Source organism: Nonomuraea sp. H19 (assembly GCF_052068215.1).
Lineage (GTDB): Bacteria > Actinomycetota > Actinomycetes > Streptosporangiales > Streptosporangiaceae > Nonomuraea.
Genome location: NZ_JBQHCV010000015.1, coordinates 136,940 through 159,122, shown reverse-complemented (window position 1 = coordinate 159,122; position 22,183 = coordinate 136,940). Strand labels below are relative to the sequence as shown.

17 protein-coding genes are annotated in these 22,183 nt (G+C 72.0%); 13 read left to right on the top strand and 4 right to left on the bottom strand.

What is annotated here, in order from left to right:
• The first annotated feature begins 200 nt into the window (after nt 1-200).
• From ACTMTI_RS31210 to ACTMTI_RS31195, 4 genes are read left to right on the top strand one after another with little or no spacing between them, the layout of a single operon-like run.
• Nucleotides 201-1,505, top strand: a complete 1,305-nt coding sequence (locus tag ACTMTI_RS31210; RefSeq protein WP_441124205.1) for an extracellular solute-binding protein — start codon at nt 201-203, stop codon at nt 1,503-1,505.
• The gene (locus ACTMTI_RS31205; RefSeq protein WP_441124203.1) at nt 1,502-2,413 is read left to right on the top strand and encodes a carbohydrate ABC transporter permease; all 912 of its coding nucleotides are present in this window, start codon (nt 1,502-1,504) and stop codon (nt 2,411-2,413) included. Before ACTMTI_RS31210 ends, ACTMTI_RS31205 begins: the two co-directional genes overlap by 4 nt.
• Nucleotides 2,410-3,222: a carbohydrate ABC transporter permease gene (locus tag ACTMTI_RS31200; RefSeq protein WP_441124202.1), complete on the top strand. Its 813-nt coding sequence runs from the start codon at nt 2,410-2,412 to the stop codon at nt 3,220-3,222. Before ACTMTI_RS31205 ends, ACTMTI_RS31200 begins: the two co-directional genes overlap by 4 nt.
• A complete protein-coding gene (locus tag ACTMTI_RS31195; RefSeq protein WP_441124201.1) occupies nt 3,219-6,650 on the top strand; it encodes a hypothetical protein in 3,432 nt (1,143 codons plus the stop codon). The genes ACTMTI_RS31200 and ACTMTI_RS31195 overlap by 4 nt, the downstream gene beginning before the upstream one ends.
• Before the next feature lie 118 nt (nt 6,651-6,768).
• Here ACTMTI_RS31195 and ACTMTI_RS31190 read toward each other — a convergent pair whose 3' ends face one another.
• The 3 genes from ACTMTI_RS31190 to ACTMTI_RS31180 form a co-directional block, all read right to left on the bottom strand.
• Nucleotides 6,769-9,150, bottom strand: coding sequence for an aldehyde dehydrogenase family protein (locus tag ACTMTI_RS31190; RefSeq protein WP_441124200.1), 2,382 nt, complete (start codon nt 9,148-9,150; stop codon nt 6,769-6,771).
• Nucleotides 9,151-9,293: 143 nt separating this feature from the next.
• Entirely contained in the window at nt 9,294-10,028 is a 735-nt protein-coding gene (locus tag ACTMTI_RS31185) for a GntR family transcriptional regulator (RefSeq protein WP_441124199.1), read from the bottom strand.
• A gap of 142 nt (nt 10,029-10,170) precedes the next feature.
• The gene (locus ACTMTI_RS31180) at nt 10,171-11,211 is read right to left on the bottom strand and encodes an LLM class F420-dependent oxidoreductase (RefSeq protein WP_441124197.1); all 1,041 of its coding nucleotides are present in this window, start codon (nt 11,209-11,211) and stop codon (nt 10,171-10,173) included.
• A 218-nt stretch (nt 11,212-11,429) separates the two neighbouring features.
• Here ACTMTI_RS31180 and ACTMTI_RS31175 point away from each other — a divergent pair, with 218 nt between their 5' ends.
• The 9 genes from ACTMTI_RS31175 (at nt 11,430) to ACTMTI_RS31135 (ending at nt 20,666) form a co-directional block, all read left to right on the top strand.
• A complete protein-coding gene (locus tag ACTMTI_RS31175) occupies nt 11,430-12,209 on the top strand; it encodes an ABC transporter ATP-binding protein (RefSeq protein WP_441124196.1) in 780 nt (259 codons plus the stop codon).
• Nucleotides 12,206-13,057 (top strand): ABC transporter ATP-binding protein, encoded by an 852-nt coding sequence (locus tag ACTMTI_RS31170; protein WP_441124195.1) that lies wholly within the window; start codon nt 12,206-12,208, stop codon nt 13,055-13,057. Before ACTMTI_RS31175 ends, ACTMTI_RS31170 begins: the two co-directional genes overlap by 4 nt.
• Entirely contained in the window at nt 13,054-13,944 is an 891-nt protein-coding gene (locus ACTMTI_RS31165) for a branched-chain amino acid ABC transporter permease (protein ID WP_441124194.1), read from the top strand. Before ACTMTI_RS31170 ends, ACTMTI_RS31165 begins: the two co-directional genes overlap by 4 nt.
• Nucleotides 13,937-15,067 carry a branched-chain amino acid ABC transporter permease gene (locus ACTMTI_RS31160; protein ID WP_441124193.1) on the top strand — a complete coding sequence of 377 codons (1,131 nt, stop codon included), beginning with the start codon at nt 13,937-13,939 and terminating at the stop codon, nt 15,065-15,067. Before ACTMTI_RS31165 ends, ACTMTI_RS31160 begins: the two co-directional genes overlap by 8 nt.
• 38 nt (nt 15,068-15,105) lie before the next feature.
• The gene (locus ACTMTI_RS31155) at nt 15,106-16,353 is read left to right on the top strand and encodes an ABC transporter substrate-binding protein (RefSeq protein WP_441124192.1); all 1,248 of its coding nucleotides are present in this window, start codon (nt 15,106-15,108) and stop codon (nt 16,351-16,353) included.
• A 54-nt stretch (nt 16,354-16,407) separates the two neighbouring features.
• Complete coding sequence (locus ACTMTI_RS31150) at nt 16,408-17,046, top strand: TetR/AcrR family transcriptional regulator (protein WP_441124191.1); 639 nt, start codon at nt 16,408-16,410, stop codon at nt 17,044-17,046.
• 77 nt (nt 17,047-17,123) lie between these two features.
• Nucleotides 17,124-18,272, top strand: coding sequence for an acyl-CoA dehydrogenase family protein (locus tag ACTMTI_RS31145; protein ID WP_441124190.1), 1,149 nt, complete (start codon nt 17,124-17,126; stop codon nt 18,270-18,272).
• Nucleotides 18,273-18,309: 37 nt separating this feature from the next.
• On the top strand, nt 18,310-19,071 hold the full coding sequence (locus ACTMTI_RS31140) for a crotonase/enoyl-CoA hydratase family protein (RefSeq protein ID WP_441124189.1): 762 nt from the start codon (nt 18,310-18,312) through the stop codon (nt 19,069-19,071).
• A complete protein-coding gene (locus ACTMTI_RS31135) occupies nt 19,071-20,666 on the top strand; it encodes a long-chain-fatty-acid--CoA ligase (protein ID WP_441124188.1) in 1,596 nt (531 codons plus the stop codon). The genes ACTMTI_RS31140 and ACTMTI_RS31135 overlap by 1 nt, the downstream gene beginning before the upstream one ends.
• Here ACTMTI_RS31135 and ACTMTI_RS31130 read toward each other — a convergent pair.
• Nucleotides 20,638-22,176, bottom strand: a complete 1,539-nt coding sequence (locus ACTMTI_RS31130; protein WP_441124187.1) for an acyl-CoA dehydrogenase family protein — start codon at nt 22,174-22,176, stop codon at nt 20,638-20,640. The genes ACTMTI_RS31135 and ACTMTI_RS31130 overlap by 29 nt on opposite strands.
• Nucleotides 22,177-22,183: the final 7 nt, after the last annotated feature.

Below are 22,183 nucleotides of genomic sequence, written 5' to 3'. Positions count from 1 at the left end.
CTGACCTGCTGGAAGTGTGCTGTCCCGAATTCACTGTGGTCTCCACCCTGCTCGGACGGCTGCGAATCCTACCCTTGACACCCAACTTCGGCGACTCGTACCCTCCCACCATCTATCACTTTTAACAAATGTGATTGCGAATTTAACAAGCGATGTTCTCTCGGGGGAGAAGACCTCACGCACGACCGAGGAGCCATAGCATGACCGACCTGCTGCACAACGCCAGGGTGAGCCGCGGCCAGTTCCTGCGCCTGATGGGCGGCCTGGCCGCGGCCGCGGCCGCCACCGCCTGCTCGACGCGGCCGGAGACCACCGCCACGACGGGCGGTGGCCCGGTCACGGCCGAGCTGAAGTTCATCGGCGTGGCCGACCAGAAGTCGGCGATGGACGAGCTGGTGGCCGGCTACCAGAAGGTCAAGCCCGCGGTGCGGATCACCGCCTCCTACGCCCCCACCGACCAGGTGCAGACCTCCGTACGCACCCAGCTCGGCGCCGGCAACGCCCCCGACCTGCACGTGGTGTACCCGGGCAACGGAAGCGCGATGTCGATGTCCCAGATCGCCAAGGCCGGGCTGCTCGCCGACCTGTCCGCCCAGGCGTGGACGCAGACCATCCCGGCGGGGTTCAAGCCCGCCTTCCAGCTCGACGGCAAGACCTACATCTACTCGGCGGGATCGTCGGTCATCGGCGCCGTCTACAACACGAAGGTCTTCGAGAAGGCGGGCATCGAAGCGCCGCCGGCCACTTGGAGCGAGTTCCTCGCGGTCTGCGACAAGCTGAAGAAGGCCGGCGTGGTGCCGATCGCGCTGGGCGCGCAGACGCCGTGGGTCACCCAGCTCATCACGTACGCGCTGGTGCCCTCGACCGTCTACGCCAAGGACCCCACCTTCGACGACAAGCAGCTCGCCGGGCAGGCCACCTTCGCCCAGTCCGGCTGGCGCCAGGCCATGGAGATGTACCTGGAGCTGCAAAAGCGCGGCTTCTTCAACGACAAGCCGAACGGCACCACGTTCGAGCAGCAGACCTCGATGGTGGCCACCGGCAAGGCGGCCATGGCCATCCAGGTGTCGGCCGTGCTGCCGGACTTCCGCAAGGCCGCCTCCTCGCCCGGCGACCTGTCGATGTTCCCCGTGCCGGGCGCCGACGACGCGAACTCCGTGTGGATCCCCGCCGGCGTCGTCGTCGGGCTCGGGGCCGGCGCGAAGGGCAAGAACGTCGAGGAGGCCAAGGCGTTCATCGACTTCCTCGGCAAGCAGGAGAGCATCAACGCCTGGGCCAAGGCGATCTCCGCAATCCCGCTCACCCAGGACGCCTCCTCCACCATCGACCCCGCCGTGCAGTCGTTCCTGCCGTTCACCAAGGACCGGGCGGTGCCGTTCATGGACCAGCGCTGGCCCAACGCCGAGGTGCAGCCGGTGCACTTCGCGGTGATCCAGGAGCTGCTGGCCGGCAAGTCCACGATCGACGAGGCGCTGAAGAAGATGGACGAGGCCTACCAGAAGTGACCCCCCTGACCGCCTTCCGCGCCCGTCCCGCCCGTGCCGCGCGGCGGCGCTCCAGCGCCGCCACCCCGCCCTGGCTGTTCGCCGCGCCCGCTCTCGTGGTGTACGCGCTGGTGGTGCTGTACCCCGCGATCAGCGGCGTGGTGTACGCCTTCACGGACTGGAGCGGCATCGGCCAGGACATGTCCTTCGTCGGCCTGGCCAACTTCCGCACGCTGCTGGGCGACGAGCAGGCCGTGGGCTCGATCGGCAACACGCTGCTGCTCACCCTGGCCATCGTGGCCGTCCAGAACGGCGTCGGGCTGCTGCTGGCCCTCGGGGTGAACACCAAGCTGAAGAGCCGGACGCTGCTCCGCGTGATCTTCTTCGCGCCGGTGGTGGTCAGCCCGGTCATGGTGGCGTTCCTGTGGAAGTACATCTTCAACCCCGACTCCTCCTCGGGGTTGAACGGCCTGCTCGGCCTGGAGGTGGACTGGCTGGGCGACCCGTCGGTGGCGCTGTGGTCGATCGCCGGCATGGTCGTGTGGCAGTACGCCGGATACTCGATGGTCATCTTCCTGGCCGGGCTGGAAGGGGTGCCCAAGGAGCTGCACGAGGCCGCCATGATCGACGGCGCGGGCACCTGGCAGCGCTTCCGCTACGTCACCTGGCCGCTGCTGGCCCCCGCCGTGACGATCAACCTGATGCTGTCCACGATCGGCGGGCTCAAGCTCTTCGACCAGGTCTTCGCCGCCACGAACGGCGGTCCCGGCTACGCCACGGAGACGTTGTCCACGGTGCTGTACAAGCAGGCCTTCGTATTCGGCAAGTTCGGCTACAGCACGGCCATCGCCCTGGTCCTCGCGCTGTTCGTGGCCGCCGTCTCCCTCGTCCAGGTCTATTACCTGCGCGGCCGGGAGGTGACCGCGTGAGGAGGACGTTCCTGCTGGAAATCGTCATGATCGCGGTGGCGGTGGCGTTCCTGTTCCCGGTGTACATGCTGGTCTCGCTGTCGCTGAAGGACCCGGCGCAGATCTCCCAGTCGCCGCTGGCGCTGCCGGACCCGCCCACGTTCGGCAACTTCGCCAGCGCCTGGTCGGCCGCGGCGCTCGGCCCGTCCCTGGTGAACAGCACGGTGATCACCGTGGCCAGCCTGGTCGCGCTCATCGCGCTCGGCTCGTTCGCCGCGTACTTCCTGGCCCGGGTGAAGAGCGGCCTCGGCTACGGCCTGTACGTCCTGTTCCTGCTGGGCATCGTGCTGCCGTTCCAGCTCGGCATGATCCCGCTCTACGAGCTGGTGACCGACCTCGGGCTGATCGGCACGCACGCCGGGATGATCCTCTTCTACACCGGCATCCAGCTCCCGTTCACCGTCTTCCTCTACACCGGGTTCATCCGGGCGCTGCCCCACGAGTACGCCAGCGCCGCCCAGATCGACGGCGCCTCGCACCTGGTGGCGTTCACCCGCGTGGTCTTCCCGCTGCTGCGGCCGATCACCGGCACCGTGCTGATCCTCAACGCCGTCTTCATCTGGAACGACTTCTTCACTCCGCTGGTCTACCTCGGCGGCTCCGGCTTCGAGACGGTCCCGGTCAGCGTCTTCGCCTACGTCGGCCAGTACGTCTCCCAGCACGGCCTCGTCTTCGCCGGGCTGGTGCTCGGCGCGCTGCCGATCGTGGTGGTCTTCCTGGCGCTGCAGCGCTACGTCATCAAGGGCTTCTCCAGCGGGCTCAAGGGATGAACGTCTTCGACGTGCTCCGCGAGCCGCCCAGGGAGTACTCCCCCGCGGCCATCTGGTGGTGGAGCGGCGAGCCGCTGCGCAGGGACCGGCTGCGCTGGCAGCTGGAGCGCCTGGTCGCCGGCGGGGTGCGCAATCTCGTCATCCTGAATCTCGCCCCGTCGGGGCCGACGTTCGGCGCCGACGCCGACGATCCGCCGTTCCTGTCGGAGGCGTGGTGGGAGCTGCTCGACGGCGTGTGCGCCGACGCCTTCGAGCTGGGCGCGTACCTGTGGTTCTACGACCAGCTCGGCTTCTCCGGCGCCGACCTCCAGGCTCGCCTGGTCGTGGAACGCCCCGAGTTCGCCGGTCAGTGGCTGGCCGCCGACGGGTCGGTCTCGCTGCGCGGCTTCGACTACCTGTCGGCCGAGGCGTGCGCGGTGCTGCTGGACCGGGTGCACGGCGAGTTCGAGCGGCGGGTCGGGCACTGGTTCGGCCGGGTGATCGCCGGGTCGTTCCAGGACGAGCTGCCGACCCTGCCCACCTGGTCGGCGCGCTTCGCCGAAGAGCACCTGGCCCGCCGCGGCAAGGCGTTCTCGCTCGACGCCCCGGACTGGCAGGCGTACCAGCGGACCCGCGCCGAGCTGGCCGAGGAGGCGTTCTTCCGCCCGCTGGCGCGCTGGCACGAGCGGCACGGCCTGCTGAACGGCTGCGACCAGCAGGACCCGGCGCGGGCCGGGCACCCGGTGGAGGGCGTGCAGTTGTACGCCGACTACGCGCGCACACACCGCTGGTTCAGCGCGCCCGGCTCCGACCACCACGGCGACGCCCGCCTGCACGCCTCCCTCGCCCATCTGTACGGCCGGCCGCGCACGTGGATCGAGGCGTTCCACTCCAGCGGCTGGGGCGGCACCCTCGAGGAGACCTTCGACTGGCTGCTGCCCTGGCTACGCGCCGGGGCCACGCTGTACAACCCGCACGCGGTCTACTACACCACCAAGCGCGGCTGGTGGGAGTGGGCGCCGCCGTCCACCGACTGGCGCCAGCCGTACTGGCGGCACCACCGCGTCTTCGCCGACGCCGTCACGCGCCTGTGCGCCGCCCTGTCCCTGGGGCGGCACGCCTGCGACGTCGCGGTCCTGCTGCCCACCGCCACCGCCCAGGCGGGCACCGCGCTGGACGGGGTCGAGGCGGAGGCCGCGCGAGCGCAGCAGGTCTACCGGGAGATCGTGGGCGACATGGCGTGGTTCGCCACCGCGCCCGGCGCTCTCGACCGGCTCCGCCTCGACGCCGACGTGATCGACGACGACTCGGTGCGGCGCGCCGTCGTCCGGGACGGGCGGCTGGCCGTGTCCACCGAGGCGTACCGCGCCGTCATCCTGCCCTCCGTCACGGCCGTCGACGAGGACGTCGCCGCCAGGCTCGCCGAGTTCGCCGCGGACGGCGGGCTGCTCGTCGCCGTCGGCGCGCTCCCCGAAGCCCTGCGCTCCCGCTTCGAGACGGGCCGGGCCCGCCACGTCGAGTCCGCCGCCGAGCTGGGCGAGGCGCTGGCGGACCTGCCCCGGCGGGTCGAGGCGCCGGTGCCCGTGCTGGTGCGCGAGGCCGGGGAGACCACGCTGGTGTTCCTCACCGCGGCGTTCCCCATGGCCAGCAGGATCGGTGTGGGGCGGCCCGGGGAACGCGGCGTGGAGCTCGGCTGGCTGGACGCCGTCATCGACTTCGACCCCGGCAGGTACGCCCGCGACATGCGGATCACCGTCAGAGGCGTCTCCGGCACGCCGCTGCTGGCCCGCCTCTTCGACGGCGGCGAGCCGCGGGCGCTGCCGCACACGCGCGACGGGGACACCGTGGAGGTCGTCGTGCCGTTCGACGACGGGCCGGCCGCGCTGCTGGTGTTCGACGGGACCGACGCCGAGCCGGCGCCGCCGCGGCCGCCGTACCCGGTCGAGGTCGATCTCGGGGACGAGTGGGCCGTCGAGCTGGTCCCGACTCTGGACGACAGCTGGTCCGACTTCGGTGGCGGCGCGGGCGTCGAATGCTGGACGCTGCGGACGCCGGACGGGGACGCGGTGGACGTGACGTACGGGCCGCGCGGGGAGCAGCGGGCCGGTGACGGACCGTGGACGCCCTCGGTGTGGTCGGCGTCCCGGGGGCTGCGCAAGGACCCCGTCCACCGGGAGACGCTCGGGCCCAAGGGGCACGTGCCGGTCGAGTTCCTCGCGTTCGGCCGCGTGGGGGCGGGGGCCGAGGCCCGCTTCCGCACCGTGCTCACCGTGCCGCCCGGCGCCCCCGCCTGGCTGGCCGTCGGGGCCGGGGCGGCGAAGACGCTCTGGCTCGACGGCGTGGAGCGGCCGCTCGCCGACGCCGGCTACGCCGCCGTCACGCTCTCGCCCGTCGCGCCCGGCGAGCATCTGATGGAGCTGCTGCTCGTGCCGGAGGAGGAGCTCGACCTGCGGGCCTACGCCTGCCTGGTGGCCGATCCCGCCGACGCCGCCCGTCCCGAGTGGATCGCCGGCACGCCCTTGGAGACCACGGTGCGGGCGGCGGAGCCGTACGAGCTGCTGCAGGTCGCCTCGACCGCGTCCTGCCGGGTGCTCGTCAACGGCCGGGAGGTGGGCAGGCAGGGCGGCTTCGACCCGTACGCCGAGGCGGACATCCCCCGGGTGCGCCGCTACGACGTGTCCCACCTGCTGCGGCCGGGCGACAACACGATCACGATCGAGTCGGACGGCTGGGTCCTGGTCGACGGCCTGGCCGTCTCCGGCCCCGGCTGGTCGCCCTCCCCCAGGGTGCGGAGACGTCAGCACGGCGACCCCGCCGCTCTGTACCTGCGCGCCCGCCCCCATCCGCTCCCGGAAGCCGGCTGGCTCGACGGCCGTCCCACCGCCCTGCCCGCCACCTTCGCGGTGCCCGGCGCCCGCCCGCGAACCGAACGCTTCCTCGTGGATCCCCCTCCGGGGGCGACCGGCATCGACCTGGACGCTCCGGGCCACGTCGAGGTGCACGGCCGGTTGGACCAGGGCGCCGTCGAGTTGCGCATGACGACGGTGCCGGGCGCGCAGGCGGGCGCGGCGTTCGCCGGGCCCGTCCGGTTCACCTGCGGGCCGGGCCGGATGCGGCTCGGGGACTGGGAGGAGCGCGGCCTGGCCGGATACAGCGGCGGCGTGCGGTACCGCGCCACCGTCACGGCCCGGACCGGGCCTGGTGTGCTCGATCTGGGCCGGGTCAGGGGCACGGCGGAGGTGACGGTCAACGGGCGGTCCTGCGGCGTCAGGGTGTGCTCGCCGTACACGTTCGACGTCCACCTGGACGATGGCGACAACGCCGTCGAGATCCTCGTCCTCGGGACGCTGGGCCCGTACCTCGACGAGGTCAGCCCCACGCACTTCGTCTTCCCCGGCCAGCGCAGCACCGGCCTATTCGGCCCCGTGCGCCTGCGCACCCCGCGCTGAGCTCAGCGCGGGGGTCGAGGGCCGGCCCGGGGCGGTGTGACGTTCCCCGGGCCAGCGCGCTGGGCGGCCGTGCGGCCGGTGAGGATCTCGACGGAGATGTTGGGCATGGGCGGGGCTCCTAAGAGGCGGTGACGATCGCCGCGTCCTCGCCCAGGAGCGCGAGGACGACGGCCGTGTCGAGCAGCAGCGAGGGGATCAGGCGGGTCCGGAACAGCGCGAGGATCGCCCGCACGTCATCGGCGTGCGGCGTGCCGACCACGGGCACGGGCAGGCGGGCGGCCGCGGCGGCGGCCTTGGCCAGCACCTGGTCGTAGGCCACGGCGTATTCCGCGCTGCGGGCGATCGGCTCCAGCCGCTTCCACACCTCGGGCAGCAAGCCGGGCCGGTTCCCGATCGCGCGGTAGTAGCTCAGCACCCGGGGGTGGTCGTGCAGGGCGCGGATCTCCTCGTAAACCCGGGCCAGTTCCTCGCCGGGCGTGCTCCCGTCCGGGGTGATGTTGAGGGCTTCCGGTGGTATTCCGCGGGGTCCCGGGTCGGGCAGGGCGGGGGTGGTCTCGGCCCCTACGGTGAGCCCCCGGTACCAGCACGAGGCGAGCAGCAGCAGCTCGGGCAGCAACCGGTGGAACGTCGACGTGTAGAGCCGGATGTCGGCGCCGGCGTCCGCCAGCGACTCCTCCCGCCCGGGAAGCAGTTCGACCGGCACCCCCAGCCCCGCCGCGGCCGTCCTGAACTCGGGCGAGCCGATGACCGGCTTGAACCGGTCCCAGGCCGGGACGAGATAGTCGGGATAGTTGGCCAGCGCCTGGAAGATGGGGCTGACGAACGGCACGCCCAGATAGCGGGGCACTTCCCCGATCACCCGGGCGGCCTCGGCGGTCAGCTCGGGTTTGGCGGGCAGCGACGGCAGCAGCACGGCCCCGCGGGCGGCGTCGGCCGGCTCCGTCGTGATGATCGCCTCGGTGCCGACCTCACCTGCCACCTTCCTGCGGACACGCAGCGGGTTGGCGTCCCGCAGCGGCAGCGGGAGCAGGTCCTGCGGGCTGTTCTGGTACGCCACCGGGCGCAGGAACCTGCCGATGCCGTTCGTCCCGACCGAGGTGGCGGCGGCGTTCGTGGTCGCCGGGTACGGGCCGCCGTGGTGCATGGCGTCGGTGACGGCGACCCCCGTCGGCCAGCCGTTCCACACGAGGCGCCCGACCCGGGCCGCCAGCTCGCCGGCCAGCCGCCGCGCGGTCTCGGTGTCGTCGGTTCCCAGGTGGATCGTCCCGGTGAGGTGCCCGTCGAGAGAGCTCGCCGCCACCGTCAGCTCGCCGGGCTCGTCGTACCGGACGACGACCCCGAACGGGCCGAACCGCTCCTCGCGCAGGGCGGGGTCGGCCAGGAAGGTGATCAGGTCGGTCTCCACCAGGCTCGCGGGGAAGGAGAACCAGGCGCCGTCCGGCAAGGCGCCCCCGGTGCCGTCCAGCACCGTGCCCCCGGCGAGCAGGCGCACGTCCGGCCGCGCCACCGTCTCCGCGACCCCGTCGGCCAGCCGCTCCCACATGGAGGCGTTGAGCATGACACCGGGCGGGTGGTCCCGCAGGCGCTGTGCGGCTCGCGCCACGAAGCGGTCGCCCGCCTCGCCGGCCGGCACGAACAGGACGCCCGGCTTGGTGCAGAGCTGGCCGTTCGCGGTGGTCAGCGAGTCCGTGTAGCCGTCCGCCAGGCCCTCCGGGTCCCCGGCGAGCGCTCCGGGGAGCAGGAAGACGGGGTTGAGGCTGCCCATCTCGGCGTACACCGGGATGGGGCGCGGGCGCGCGGCGGCGAGATCGAAGATCGCCCGCCCGCCGGCGAGGGAGCCGGTGAAGGCCACGGCCGCGATCTCCGGGGCGGTGACCAGCTTCCGCGCGACCTCCAGCCCGCTCTCCTGCAGCAGGTGGAAGACGCCGCTCGGCGCGCCGGTCGCGGCGATCGCGGAGCGCACCAGCGAGGCGACGAGCTCGGCGGTCTCCGGATGCGAGGGGTGTCCCTTGACGATCACCGGGCAGCCGGCGGCCAGCGCGGCGGCCGTGTCGGTGCCCGCCACGCTGAACGCGAACGGGAAGTTGCTGGCGGCGAACACGGCGACCGGGCCGATGGGCACGTTGACCCGCCGGATGTCCGGCGTGGCCGCGGTCGCCGGGTCGATCACCGCGTCGAAGTGGTCACCCCGCTCGATCAGCCGCGCGAACTGGGTGAGCTGGAACACCGTCCGCGCCACCTCCCCGCTCAGGCGCGGCTCCGGCAGTCCGGTTTCGGCCTCGGCGAACTCGACGAGCTCGGCCCGGCGGGCCGTCAGCTCCTCAGCGATCCGGCGCAGCAGCGCCACGCGCGGGGCCGGGTCGAAGCCGCCCCAGCCGGGGAACGCCTCTGCCGCGCCCGCGAGGGCTTTGTCGAGGTCGGCAGTCGTGGCGTCCAGAAATCGACGCCGCTCCGCCCCGGTTCGCGGGTCGATCGACGAGAAGCTCTTGGCATGTTGCATGCAACGTAGGATACAAACTTGGATCCAATTGCTTCAAGTGTCTGTTTCATCACCGTTTCGCATCTGCTGCCGCGCCTGTCCCCGCCAGGTGAAGAGCGCCTTCAGGGCAGCGTCCAGCAACGCGGCGCCTTCAGGACGGCAGGTCAGGAAAGGTGGAGACCGGCGGAGGCGTGCAGGGCGTCGAGCCGGCGGCTGGCCGCGGCCTGGACGTCCTCGACGTGGACGCGCGCCTGCTGCTCCGCGCCCTCGCGGTCGCGGCGCAACAGGGCGTCGATGATGCGGTGGTGGCCCTCCACGCAGGTGACGACCTCGTCCCTGCTGAAGACCACGGCCATGTTGTACGTGATGCCGAAGTCGCGGTTGCGCAGCCACTCGGCCAGCAGCCGCCCGTTGCCCGAGGCCTGCACGATGGCGTGGTGGAAATCGCGGTTCATGCGGCCCAGCTCGGCGCGCGGGCGGCAGACGTATTCCTCGATCGTCCCCTGGTAGAAGGCGGCGATCCGGGCCAGCTCGTCCTCGGACGCCCGCACGGCGGCCAGCCCCGTGGCCATGGACTCCAGGGCGCAGCGCACCTCGTAGATCTCGCGGATCTCGTCCGGGGTGTGCTCGCGCACCACCCATCCCTGCCGCTCGCGCACGACCAGGCCCTGGTCGACCAGGCGCATCAAGGCGACGCGCACCGGGGTGCGGCTGCTGTTGAGCCGCGCGGCCACCTCGTCTTCCGGAAGCCGCTGGTTGGGGCGGTAGGTCCCCTCCAGGATCGCGGCGCGAATGTGCTCGTACGCCTGATCGCCGAGCGACTCCCCGCTGCCCGCACGAGGACGTCTGCCCTTGGGCGCAGGCTTGTCCGCGTGGGCCCTGCCGAGTCGTTCGGCCATCAGTCCTCCGGTCCGTCGCCTGCCCGGCCTCTCCTGCCGAGATTCTTCCAGTATGCGGTCAGATCCAGCAATCAGCTGGCCCCGGACCTGGTAACCACCATTTCCGGACACCACACCGGTCGTCCTCGGTACGCCGAGAGGGTCAGGGCATCAGATCCCGCAGCCGCTCGATCGCGGCGACCCGGTCGGCGGCGCTGTCCGCGAGGGGCTTCACGCTGACCGTGGTGACGCCGCAGGCGGCGAGCTCGGCGACCCGGTCGGCCACGTACTCCTTCGGCCCGACCAGCGACGTGGCGCGCAGCAGCCCCTCGGGGACCGCCGCCTCCGCCTCACGCTTGCGGCCCGACAGGTAGTGCTCCTGGATGAGCTCGGCCTCCCGCTCGTAGCCGTAGCGGCGGGCGAGGTCGTTGTAGAAGTTCTTGCCCCGCGCCCCCATCCCGCCGATGTAGAGCGCGAGCTGCGGCCGGCCCCGGTCGAGCAGATGGTCCACGTCGTCGCCGACGGCCAGGTTCATGCCGACCACGATGTCCAGCGGACCCAGGCCGGGATCGCGGCGGGCCTGCCCGGCGTCCAGCGACGGGCCCCACACCTCCCGCAGCATGCCCGGATGTACGAAGATCGGCAACCAGCCCTCGGCGATCTCGGCGGCGAGCTGGACGTTCTTGGGGCCGATGGCGGCCAGCATGATCGGGATGCGGTCGCGCACGGGGTGGTTGATGAGCTTCAGCGGCTTGCCGAGGCCGGTCCCCCGCTCGGCCGGCAGCGGCAGCTCGTAGTGCGCGCCCTGGTACACGACCTCCTCGCGCCGCCACACCCGGCGGCAGATCTCCACGACCTCGCGGGTCCTGGCGATCGGGGCGTCGTACGGCACGCCGTGGAACCCCTCGACCACCTGCGGCCCGGACGCGCCGAGGCCGAGCACGAACCGGCCGTCCGACACGTGGTCCAGCCCGGCCGCCGTCATCCCGAGCAGCGACGGCGTCCGCGTGTAGATCGGCAGGATCGCCGAGGCCAGCAGCATCCGGTCGGTGACCGCCGCGAGGTAGCCGAGCTGGCTCACGGCGTCGAAGGAGTACGCCTCCGGGACGAACGCGATCTCGACCCCGGCGGCCTCGAGGTCACGCAGGCCCGCGGCCGCCTGCCGGAAACCGCCGCTGTAGGCGAGGGTGGTGCCGATCCGCATAGCAAACCTCCAGGATCAGAAGGAATGGGCCGGGGCCTGGGGGAACTCCGCTCCGGCAGGCTGGACGGGCGGGCCGGGCCGGTGCGAACCCGCTCCCGCGGAGGTGTTGACGTACGTCTCAACAGCCACCTACATTACGCGTACTTAACGAACGTCCGATAGTGGCAACTCGAACTTAACGAACGATCGCTCCAAAGCACGGCACCTCAGGAGGCCGCATGCTGGACATCGAAGGCCTTGTCATCCGCTACGGCGCACGCGAGCCGGTACTACACGGGGTGAGCCTCGAAGTCGTCGAGGCGGGCGTGGTCGCGCTGCTCGGCGCCAACGGCGCGGGCAAAACCTCCCTCATGCGGGCCATCTCCGGCACGCTGCCGTTACACGGCGGATCGGTCGCCGCGGGGTCGATCCGGTTCCTGGGACAGGAGATCGCCGGAGCCAACCCGGCGGCCGTGGTGGCCGGCGGGCTGGTGCAGGTCCCGGAGGGGCGGCACGTGTTCGGCGCGCTCACCGTCGACGAGAACCTCGACGCGGGCGCCATCACCGTCCGCTCTCGCGAGGCGCGGGCACGTACCCGCCGCCGGTTGTTCGAGATGTTCCCCCGGCTGGCCGAGCGGCGCCGGCAGCGCGCCGGCACGCTGTCCGGCGGCGAGCAGCAGATGCTGGCCATCGCCCGCGCGCTGATGTCCCAGCCGAAGCTGCTGCTGCTCGACGAGCCGTCACTCGGCCTGGCGCCGCTGCTGGTCAAGCAGATCGGCGAGACCGTGGGCGAGATCAGCCGTGCGGGCGTGCCCGTGCTGCTGGTGGAGCAGAACGCGGCGATGGCGTTGTCCGTCGCGCACCGGGCGTACGTGCTGGAGCTCGGTCGTGTGGTGCTGAACGGACCGGCGGGCGAGCTGTCCCGCAGCGACGAGGTACGCCGGCTCTATCTGGGAGAAGACGTGCGCGTATCGGATGAGCGGCTGCCCGTGCGCCGGCTGGCCCGGTGGACGGCATGAGCCCGCCCCGCCTGGCGGTGGAGGCGGTGAGCGTGGCGTTCAGCGGTCTGCGCGCGCTGGACGAGGTGTCGTTCACCGTCGAGCCGGGCACGGTGCACGCGGTCATCGGCCCCAACGGGGCCGGGAAGTCGTCGCTGCTCAACGCACTGTGCGGCATCTACCCCGTGGCCGGCGGGCGCATCCTGCTCGACGAGCACGAGGTGACCAGGCTGCGGCCGGACCGGGTCGCGGCGCTGGGGGTCGGCAGGACGTTCCAGAACATCGTCGTCTCGCCGCAGGAGTCGGTGCTGGACAACCTGATGGTCGGCCGGCACCGGCTGACCCGCGCCGGGCTGGTCGCGACCGCGTTCTGGCTCGGGCGCCGCGAGCAGCGCCGCCACGAGGCGCGGGTCCGGGAGATCGCCGACTTCGTCGGTCTCTCGGCGCGGCTCGGCGCCACCGCGGGGCGGCTGCCCTTCGGCGACCTGAAGCGGCTGGAGTTCGCCAGGGCCCTGTGCCTGGAGCCGCGCCTGCTCATCCTCGACGAGCCGGTCGCCGGCCTGAACACCACGGAGAGCTGGGAGCTGGGGCAGCTCGTCCTCGCGGCGCGCGAGTCCCTCGACCTCACCGTGGTGTTCGTGGAGCACGACATGGGCGTGGTCATGTCGATCGCCGACCGCATCACGGTGCTCGACTTCGGCCGGGTCGTGGCCGAAGGCGCACCCGCGGAGGTGCGCCGGGACCCCACCGTGGTCACCGCCTACCTCGGCGTCCCGACCGAGGCCGCGCCGGACGACACGCCGACCGCGGCCGACGACGCACCGGCCGAACCCAGGACCAGCCGAGGGGCAGAGAGGACGTCACGATGACCCGTCTCATGGAGCTGCTCGTCAACGGCGTATCCCTGGGCCTGCTCTACGCGCTCATCACGCTCGGATTCGTCATCGTCTTCAAGGCCACCCGGGTGGTCAACTTCGCGCACGCGTCGTTCCTGCTGCTCGGCGTGTACGTGGTCGCCGTCGCCCAGCCGCACCTCGGGTTCCCCGCGGCCGCGTCGCTCGGCCTCGCGGTCGCCGGCCTGCTGGGGCAGGCGACCGAGCGGCTGCTGATGGCCCGCATCGAGCGGCACAACCACCACGCGATGGCGATCGTCACGATCGGCCTGAACGTCGTGCTGACCGCGGAGCTGACGCGCCGCCTGGGAGAACAGGTGGTGCCGCTGGGCGCGCCGTGGGACGGCCACGTGGTCCACCTCGGCCCGTTGACGCTCCCGCTCACGGTCGTCATCACCGTGGTGGCCGTGCCGCTGCTGATCGGCGCTCTCACCGCGCTGCTCACGCTGACCGGCTGGGGGCTGGCGATGCGCGCGTCCATCGCCGACGCCGAAGGGGCGGCGCTGGTGGGGATCCGCCTGCGCCGGGTCTCCGCCTCCGCCTGGGTGGTGGCCGGGCTGCTGGCCACGCTGGCCGGCATCGGCCTGGCGTCGTTCCCGAGTCCCGGCGTCAGCGTGAGCATGGAGGCGGTCGCGATCACCGCCTTCCCCGCGGCCATCATCGGCGGGTTCGACTCGCTCGGCGGCGCCATCGCGGGCGGGCTCATCGTCGGGGTCGTCCAGGTGCTCGTGGCCGGCAACCAGGACTCGCTCGCCTTCCTCGGGCTCGGCGTGGGTGACGTCGTGGCCTATCTCGTGATGATCGTCGTGCTGCTGTGGCGGCCGTCCGGACTGTTCGGGTCGAAGGAGTTCAGCCGTGTCTGACAAGACCGTCGCCCCTCCCCTGCCGGTCGAATCCGAGCCCGAGGCCGAGGCCCGGCCGGCCGTCGCCCGGGCGCTGCCGCACCGGCTGCTGGGCGTCGCCGCCCTGGTGGCCGCGGTCGTCGTACTCGTGGCCCTGCCGCTGTACGTGGACGCGTTCTGGCTGCGCATCGGCCTGTTCTCGATGGCCGCGGCGGTCGGCGCGCTGGGCCTGACCATCCTGTTCGGCGCGGCCGGGCAGCTCTCGCTCGGCCACGCGTTCTTCGTCGCGGTCGGCACGTACGGGTACGCGTTCCTCGCCGGCGGCGACGCGGGCCACGTACAGGGCCTGGGGCTGCCCCCGCTCGTGGCGGCCGTGCTCGCGACCCTGCTCGCCGGGCTGTGCGGCCTGCTGTTCAGCCCGGTCGCCAGCCGGCTGCGCGGCATCTATCTCGGGATCGCCTCGCTGGGCCTGGTGTTCCTCGGCCACCACCTGATGCTCAACCTGCGGCCGGTGACCGGTGGCTACGACGGGCGCTCGGTGGAGCCGTTCGCGCTGGGTGGGTTCGCCTTCTCCGACGGCGCGGGCCTCGTCGTGCTCGGCGTGCCGTTCGGCGCGGTGGAGAGCCTCTGGTACCTCTTCCTGGTGATCACCGTCGCCGCGACGCTGATCGCCCGCAACGTGCTACGGGGCCGGCCCGGCCGGGCGTTCCGGCTGATGCGCGACAGCGAGGTGGGCGCCGCCGCGATGGGCGTGCGGGTCCAGCGCACGAAGGCGGCCGCGTTCGTCCTGTCCTCGATGTACGCCGGCGTCGCCGGCGTGCTGACGGCGCTGGCCTTCCAGCGTGCCGTCCCCGACTACTTCAACCTCCAGCTCTCCATCGACTTCCTCGCGATGATCATCCTTGGCGGGCTCGGCTCGACGTCCGGCGCGATCATCGGCGCGACGTTCGTGATCGCCCTGCCGATCGTGCTGTCCCGGTATGCGGACGTGCTGCCGCTCGTCGTCGCGCCGGGCCAGGACGGGCTCGACGCGTCCATCGCCGCGCAGTTCGTCTACGGCGCGCTCCTCGTGGTCGTCATGCTGACCCGGCCCGGCGGGCTGAGCGCGATCGCGCACGGCATCCGGGACCGGCGCGCCCACTGAACCACCACCCCACCCCCCTTAATGGCCAGGAGAACGACATGAACCGGTCCCGTCCACCCGTCTTCGCCGCAGCCGCCCTCGTACTCACCCTGTCCATCGCCGCGTGCTCGACCAAGGCCACCAGTTCCTCGACCGCCGCGGGCGCCCCCGGCGTCAGCGACTCCACCATCAAGCTGGGCATGCTGGTGGACCTGTCCGGCGCGTTCGCCACGTCCGGCAAGACCAGCAACGCCGCCAGCCAGTTCGCCGTCGACGAGATCAACGCGGCCGGCGGCGTGTGCGGCAAGAAGATCGAGCTGGTCGTCCGGGACCACGGCTACGACGTGCAGAAGGCGATCACGGCCTACGACGAGGTCGCGCCGCAGGTGCTCGGCTTCCTCAACGTCTACGGCTCGGCGATCACCTCGGCGCTGCGGGACAAGATCGCCGCGAACGACATGCTGGTGGGCCTGACCGCGTTCGCGCCCACCCTGCTCGGCGACCCGCATCTGCTCGTGGTCGGCTCCACGTACGACATCCAGGCGATCAACAGCGTCGACTGGATGGTGCGCGAGGGCATGCTGAAGTCCGGCGACACGCTCGGGCACATCTACCTGGAGGGCGAGCTCGGCGAGAACAGCTTGAAGGGCAGCACGTTCGCCGCCGGGAAGCTGGGGCTGAAGCTGGTGGGCCAGCAGATCAAGCCGACCGACGCCGACCTCACCAGCCAGGTGAACGCGATGAAGGCGGCCGGCGCCAAGGCCATCCTGCTGGACTCCACGGCCAAGCAGACCGCGGCGGTGGCCGGCGCCGCCCAGGCGGCCGGGCTGGACGTGCCGATCATGGGCAACGTCGCGACGTTCAGCACGAGCCTGCTGTCGACGGCTGCCGCGCCCGCCCTGCTCGAGCACTACTACCGGGTGTCCGGTATCGGGCTGCTCAGCGCGGACACGCCCGCGGTGAAGCAGCTCGCGGACAAGTGGAAGGCCAAGTTCGGCGCGCAGCAGCCCGAGTCGGGCGGCGCGGTCGTGCTCGCCTACCTGTCGACCCACCTGTTCGCGAAGATCATCAGCGGGACGTGCGGCGACCTGACGCGCAAGGGCGCGCTCGCGGCCCGCGCCAAGGTGACCAGCTTCAGCATCGACGGGCTGGGGCCGGCGCTCGACCTGTCCGACCCGGCGCAGCCGACCTCGCGGGCGAGCCAGATCCACCGGCCCGGCAAGGACGTCTACGCCGGTATGAAGCTCGTCGAGGACTTCAAGGTGTCCGACCTCGCCAAGGAGTATCAGGTGAAGACGGGTACCTGACCGGCCGCCGGCCGGAAAGATCAACTATTCGATGACGTGGCTTAGGATGTGGTAATGGCGAAACGCGGCACGGCCGATGCGGCGGAACAACAGCCTCCGGTGGTGACCAGGGGCAATGGGCTTGCCGCGATCATGCGGTCGGCTCGCGACATCTTCGCCGAGCGCGGCTATCACGCCGCGTCGATCCGGGACATCGCCAAGAGCGCGGGAGTGAGCCTGTCGGCGCTCTACTACTACCACGACGGTAAGCAGGAGCTGCTCCACGCGCTGCTGGAGGACGCGCTCGCGGACTGCTTCACCAGCTGCCAGACGGCGATGACCGCCGCCGGGGACGACCCGGCGGCGCGGCTGGGCGCCTTCGTGCGGGCCACGGTGGAATACCGGATACGACGCCAGGTCGACAGCCTGCTCGCCCTGCGGGAGCTGCGCCACCTGGAGCCGGAGCGGCTGCAGCGGTTCGTCGAGCGGCGCGACGCGCTGCCCAAGCTGCTGCGGGAGATCATCGACGACGGCGTGGCGCGCGGCGTCTTCGCCACGCCGTACCCCGATGAGGCGCAGCGGGCGATCCTGGCGATGTGCAACGCGGTCGCCCAGTGGTATCAGCCGTCCGGCGACCTGAGCGTCACCGACCTGGTGGAGCGCTACGTCCATCTGTCGCTCACGCTGGCGGAGCACCGCACCGCCAAGAGCTAGTGACGCCACGGCCGGCGGGGCTCCACCTTTCCATACTTAACGATCGTTCGATAAGCTGGGCGCCCAGAGGAGAAGTGATGCGACGCACCGTCTTCGACGAGGACCACGAGACGTTCCGAGCCACCGTCCGCGACTTCCTCGCCCGCGAGGTCGCCCCGGTCTTTCCGGAGTGGGAGAAGGCGGGCGCGGCGCCCCGCGACTTCTACCGGCTGCTGGGCAAGCTGGGCATCCTCGGTCTCCAGGTCCCGGAGGAGTACGGAGGCGGCGGCCAGCGCAGTTTCAAGTTCAACGCCGTGGTGAACGAGGAACTGGCGCACGCAAAGATGGCCCTCGGCCCGATACGGGTGCACACCGACATCGTGCTGCCGTACCTGCTGCGCTACGCCGACGACGAGCAGAAGCGGCGCTGGCTGCCCGGAGTGGCCTCCGGGGAGCTGATGACCGCGATCGCGATGACCGAGCCGGGCACGGGCTCCGACCTGGCCGGCATCGCCACGACCGCAGCGCTCGACGGTGACCATTACCTCCTCAACGGAGCCAAGACCTTCATCACCGGCGCTGTCAACGCCGACCTGGTGCTCGTCGTCGCCCGCACGTCCCCGCCGTCGGGCAACCGGCGGGCCGGCCTCAGCATCCTCGTCGTCGAGGCGGCCTCGGCCGGCTTCTCGGTGGGCCGCAACCTGGAGAAGATCGGCCTGAAGGCGCAGGACACCGCCGAGCTGTCCTTCGAGGACGTCCGCGTGCCGGCCGCGAACCTCCTCGGCGAGGAGGGCCGGGCGTTCGACTACCTCGGGCACAACCTCGCGCAGGAGCGGCTGTCCATCGCGGTGAACGCGCAGGCGGCCGCGGCGGCGGCGCTGGAGCTCACCCTCGGGTACGTGAGGGAGCGGAACGTCTTCGGCCAGCCCCTGTCCGGCTTTCAGAACACCAAGTTCGTGCTCGCCGAGTGCGCGACCGACGTGGAGGCGGGTCAGGCGCTGGTCGACCGCGCGCTGGAGGAGCACGACGCCGGCGGGCTGAGCGCGGCCGACGCGGCCAAGGTCAAGCTCTTCTGCACCGAGTCGCAGTCGCGCGTCGTCGACAAGTGCCTCCAGCTGCACGGCGGCTACGGATACGTGCTGGAGTATCCGATCGCCCGCATGTACGCCGACGCCAGGGTCACCCGCATCTACGGCGGCACCAGCGAGGTCATGAAGAGCATCATCGCCAAGTCCGTCGGCCTGTGAGGCCGGCCGGCTGCCACACCCCGAAGGGAGTTCCGGAGTGAGCACAGTGCTGACCGAGTTCGCCGACGGCGTCGCGGTCATGACCATCAACCGGCCCGCGGCGCGCAATGCGGTGGACCTGGAGGCGACGAAGGCACTCGCCGCCGCGATCGACGAGTTCGAGTCCCGTCCCGACCTGCTCGTCGGGATCCTGACCGGGGCGGGCGGCACGTTCTGCGCCGGCATGGACCTGAAGGCGTTCACGCGCGGCGAGAAGCCCGCGCTGCCGGGTCGCGGCTTCGCCGGCATCACCGAGCGCCCTCCGGCCAAACCGCTGATCGCGGCGGTCGAGGGGGCGGCCGTCGCCGGCGGCTGCGAGCTGGCGCTCGCCGCCGACCTCGTGGTCGCGGCCCGGGACGCCGTGTTCGGCCTGCCCGAGGTCAAGCGGGGCCTGATCGCGGTGGGCGGCGGCCTGTTGCGGGTGGCCAAGGCGCTGCCGTACCACCTGGCCATGGAGCTGGTGCTGACCGGCGACCCGCTCCCGGCACCGGCGGCGCACGCGTACGGGCTGGTCAACGTGCTCACCGAGCCGGGCGGCGCGCTCGAAGGAGCGCGGGCGCTGGCCGCCCGGATCGCCGCCAACGCGCCGTTCGCGGTGCGCGCGTCCAAGCAGATCCTCTCGTCGTCGGTGGACTACACCGATACGGAGGCGTTCGCGGCGCAGCGGGAGGTATGGGCGGTGGTGTCGGCGTCCGCCGACGCGCAGGAGGGCGCCCGCGCCTTCGCCGAGAAGCGCGCGCCGATCTGGCGGGACCAGTGATGACGACTCCTCTCGCCGCGTACGCGGGCATGACGATCAGCGACCAGCTCGCGCGGCACGCGCGCGTGACGCCGGACGCGGTGGCGTTGACGTTCGACGGTGTCCACAGCACCTACCGGCAGCTCGACGAGCGGGTCTCCCAGCTGGCCGGCGCGTTCGCCGAGCGCGGGGCCGGGCCGGGCGACCGGGTCGTGGTGCTGGCGCACAACGGACCGGAGATGGTGGAGGCGTACTTCGCGTGCGCCCGGATCGGCGCCATCTGCGTGCCGCTCAACTTCCGGCTGGTCGCCGACGAGATCGCCTACCAGCTCGCCGACAGCGGCGCGGTGCTCGTCATCGTGGCCGACCGGCTCGTGCCGGTCCTGAACAAGGCCCGCGCCGGACTCGCCTCGGTACGCGCGTGCCTGGTCATCGGGGCCGAGGACGACCTTCCCGAGGGCGCCGAGGCGTACGAGCGGGCGCTGCGGTCCGCGCCGCCCGGCCGCGAGCCTATGGCGGTGGACCCGGACTCCGCCGCGTTCATCATGTACACGTCGGGCACGACGGGCCGCCCCAAGGGCGCGGTGCTCACGCACAACAACCTGATGATCCAGACCGTCAGCAAGCTCGTCCACACCGGGCTGCCGCCGGACGCGCGGACCTGGCTGCTCGCCACGCCGCTGTTCCACATCGCCGGAGTGGCGGCCCTGCTGACCTGTCTCTTCGTCGGCGGGCGGACGGTGCTCGGCCGCTCCGCCGCCTTCGACCCGGCCCATGTCGTGGACCTGCTCGAGCGCGAGCGGATCAGCTCGTGCTTCTTCGTGCCGTCGCAGTGGCAAGCGATCTGCGACCTGCCCGGCATCGCCGACCGGGACCTCTCCGCCCTGCGGGTGATCACTTGGGGGGCCTCGCCGGCCTCGACGACGCTGCTGCGCCGGATGATCGAGCTGTTCGGCCACGCCAACATCACCACGTCGTTCGGGCAGACCGAGACCGCGGCCGTCGCCACGATCCTGCAGGGCCGGGACGCGCTGCGGAAGATCGGCTCGGTCGGCACGCCGATGCTCAACGTGGAGGTGCGCATCGTCGACGCGGACGGCGCCGACGTCCCGCGCGGCCAGGTCGGTGAGATCGTCTACCGGGGCCCGTGCGTGATGCGCGAATACTGGAACAAGCCCGCCGAGACCGCCGAGGCGTTCGAGGGCGGCTGGTTCCACTCCGGCGACCTGGTGCGGCAGGACGACGAAGGCTACATCTACGTCGTCGACCGCCTCAAAGACATGATCATTTCGGGTGGCGAGAACATCTACTGCGTCGAGGTGGAGGACGTTGTGGCCGCCCACCCCAAGGTGGCCGAGGTGGCCGTGGTCGGCGCGCCGCACGACAAGTGGGGCGAGACGCCGCTGGCCATCGTGGTGCCGGCAAACCCCGCCGATCCGCCCACGGCGGAGGAGATCACGCGATGGTGCCGGGAGCGGCTGGCCGCGTACAAGTGCCCGCGCCTGCTGTCCGTCGTGGCCGCGCTGCCGCGCAACGCGAGCGGCAAGGTGCGCAAGCACGAGTTGCGACAGCAGGCGCGGGGCGCCGTCAGCGCTTCGCCAGCCGGGGGGCGATGACGCGCAGGGCGAGGACTTCGTCGGCGCCCTCGAAGATGGACAGCACCCGGGCGTCGACGAACAGCCGCGAGATGCTGTATTCCTCCGCGTACCCGTAGCCGCCGTGCAGCTGCTGGGCTTCCCTGGTGACCCATTCGGCCGCCCGGCAGGCGAGTTGCTTGACCTGCGCGGCCTCCAGCTGGCCGTCGCCGGCCGTCACCGCCCGCGCCGCCGCGAACGCGAAGGCCCGGCAGGCGGCGATCAGCGCGGCCATCCTGGCGATCTTGGCGCGGGTCAGCTGGTGGTCGGCGAGCGGCCGGCGGAAGACCGTACGCTGCCGCGCGTAGTCCACGGCGAGTTCGAGCGCCGCCTGCATGACCCCGACGGCGCGGGCCGCGGTCTGCAGCCGCGCGTTGGCGAACGCCTGCATCTGCAGGTAGAACCCGCGGCCGAGGCCGTCGTCCAGGCCGATCAGGGCGGCCGCGGGGACGCGCCATCGGTCGAGGCGGACCTCGAACGAGTGCATGCCCCGATAGCCGAGGGTGCGGATGGCCCGCCCCTCGGCCGTCCCGCCGCCCTCCTGGGTGAGGCTCCATTCGTGGCCGGAGAAGGACGGTTTCTCCACGACGAAGAGCGACAGACCCCGGTGGCCGGCCGCCCGGTCCGGGTCCGTCCGGGCGAGGACCAGGAGGTAGTGGGCGCGACCGGCGAAGGTGCACCAGGTCTTGACGCCGGTCAGCATCCAGTCGTCGCCGTCCCGGACGGCGCTGGTGGTGATCGCGCCCACGTCCGACCCGTGGTCCGGCTCGGTCACCGCGACCGCGCACAGCCGCTCCCCCGAGGCGATGGCCGGCAGCCAGCGCCGCTTCTGCTCCTCGGTGCCGCCGCGGGAGATCGCGGTGCCGATGATCTCTGGGCGCGTGATGAGCGAGCCGGCGGCGCCGAGGGAGGCCCGGGAGAGCTCCTCGGTCACCACCACCATGCTCAGCAGATCGTCGGTGCCGCCGTACGCGTCCGGGATGGACAGCCCGAAGCAGCCCATGTCCGCGAGTCCGTCGATGATGTCGGCGGGGATGTCCTCGTCGTCCCGGTGGATCCGGTCCGCCGCGGGGATGATGCGGTCGGCGGCGAACTGGCGGACGGCGGAGCGGACCAGCTCCAGGTCCTCGGACAGGCCCCGCGGCCCCGCCTCCCGGGTGGCCAGTACGCGCTCGGCGACGCGTTCCAGGAAGGCCGGGTCCCGCCCGGCGGCGACGTCGCCGGCGATGCCGTCCAGAGCCGTCCTGTCGACGCCCCACTGGGACTCCCTGCCGGTCAGGCGGCCGGCCAGGTCCGCGGCGACGTCGGCGGCGTACAGCAGCGCCAGGTCCGCGTCGTGGTCGAGGAGCTCGACGGCCGCCGCGACCGCCGACGACATCGACGCCACGTCGTAGGCCACGGTCTGGTCCTGGTCCGCCGAGTGCGCGGCCTTGTCGATCACGGCTCGCAGCAGTTCGACGACGGCCGTGGCGCGGGCGAGATTGTCGTCCATCCGAAGT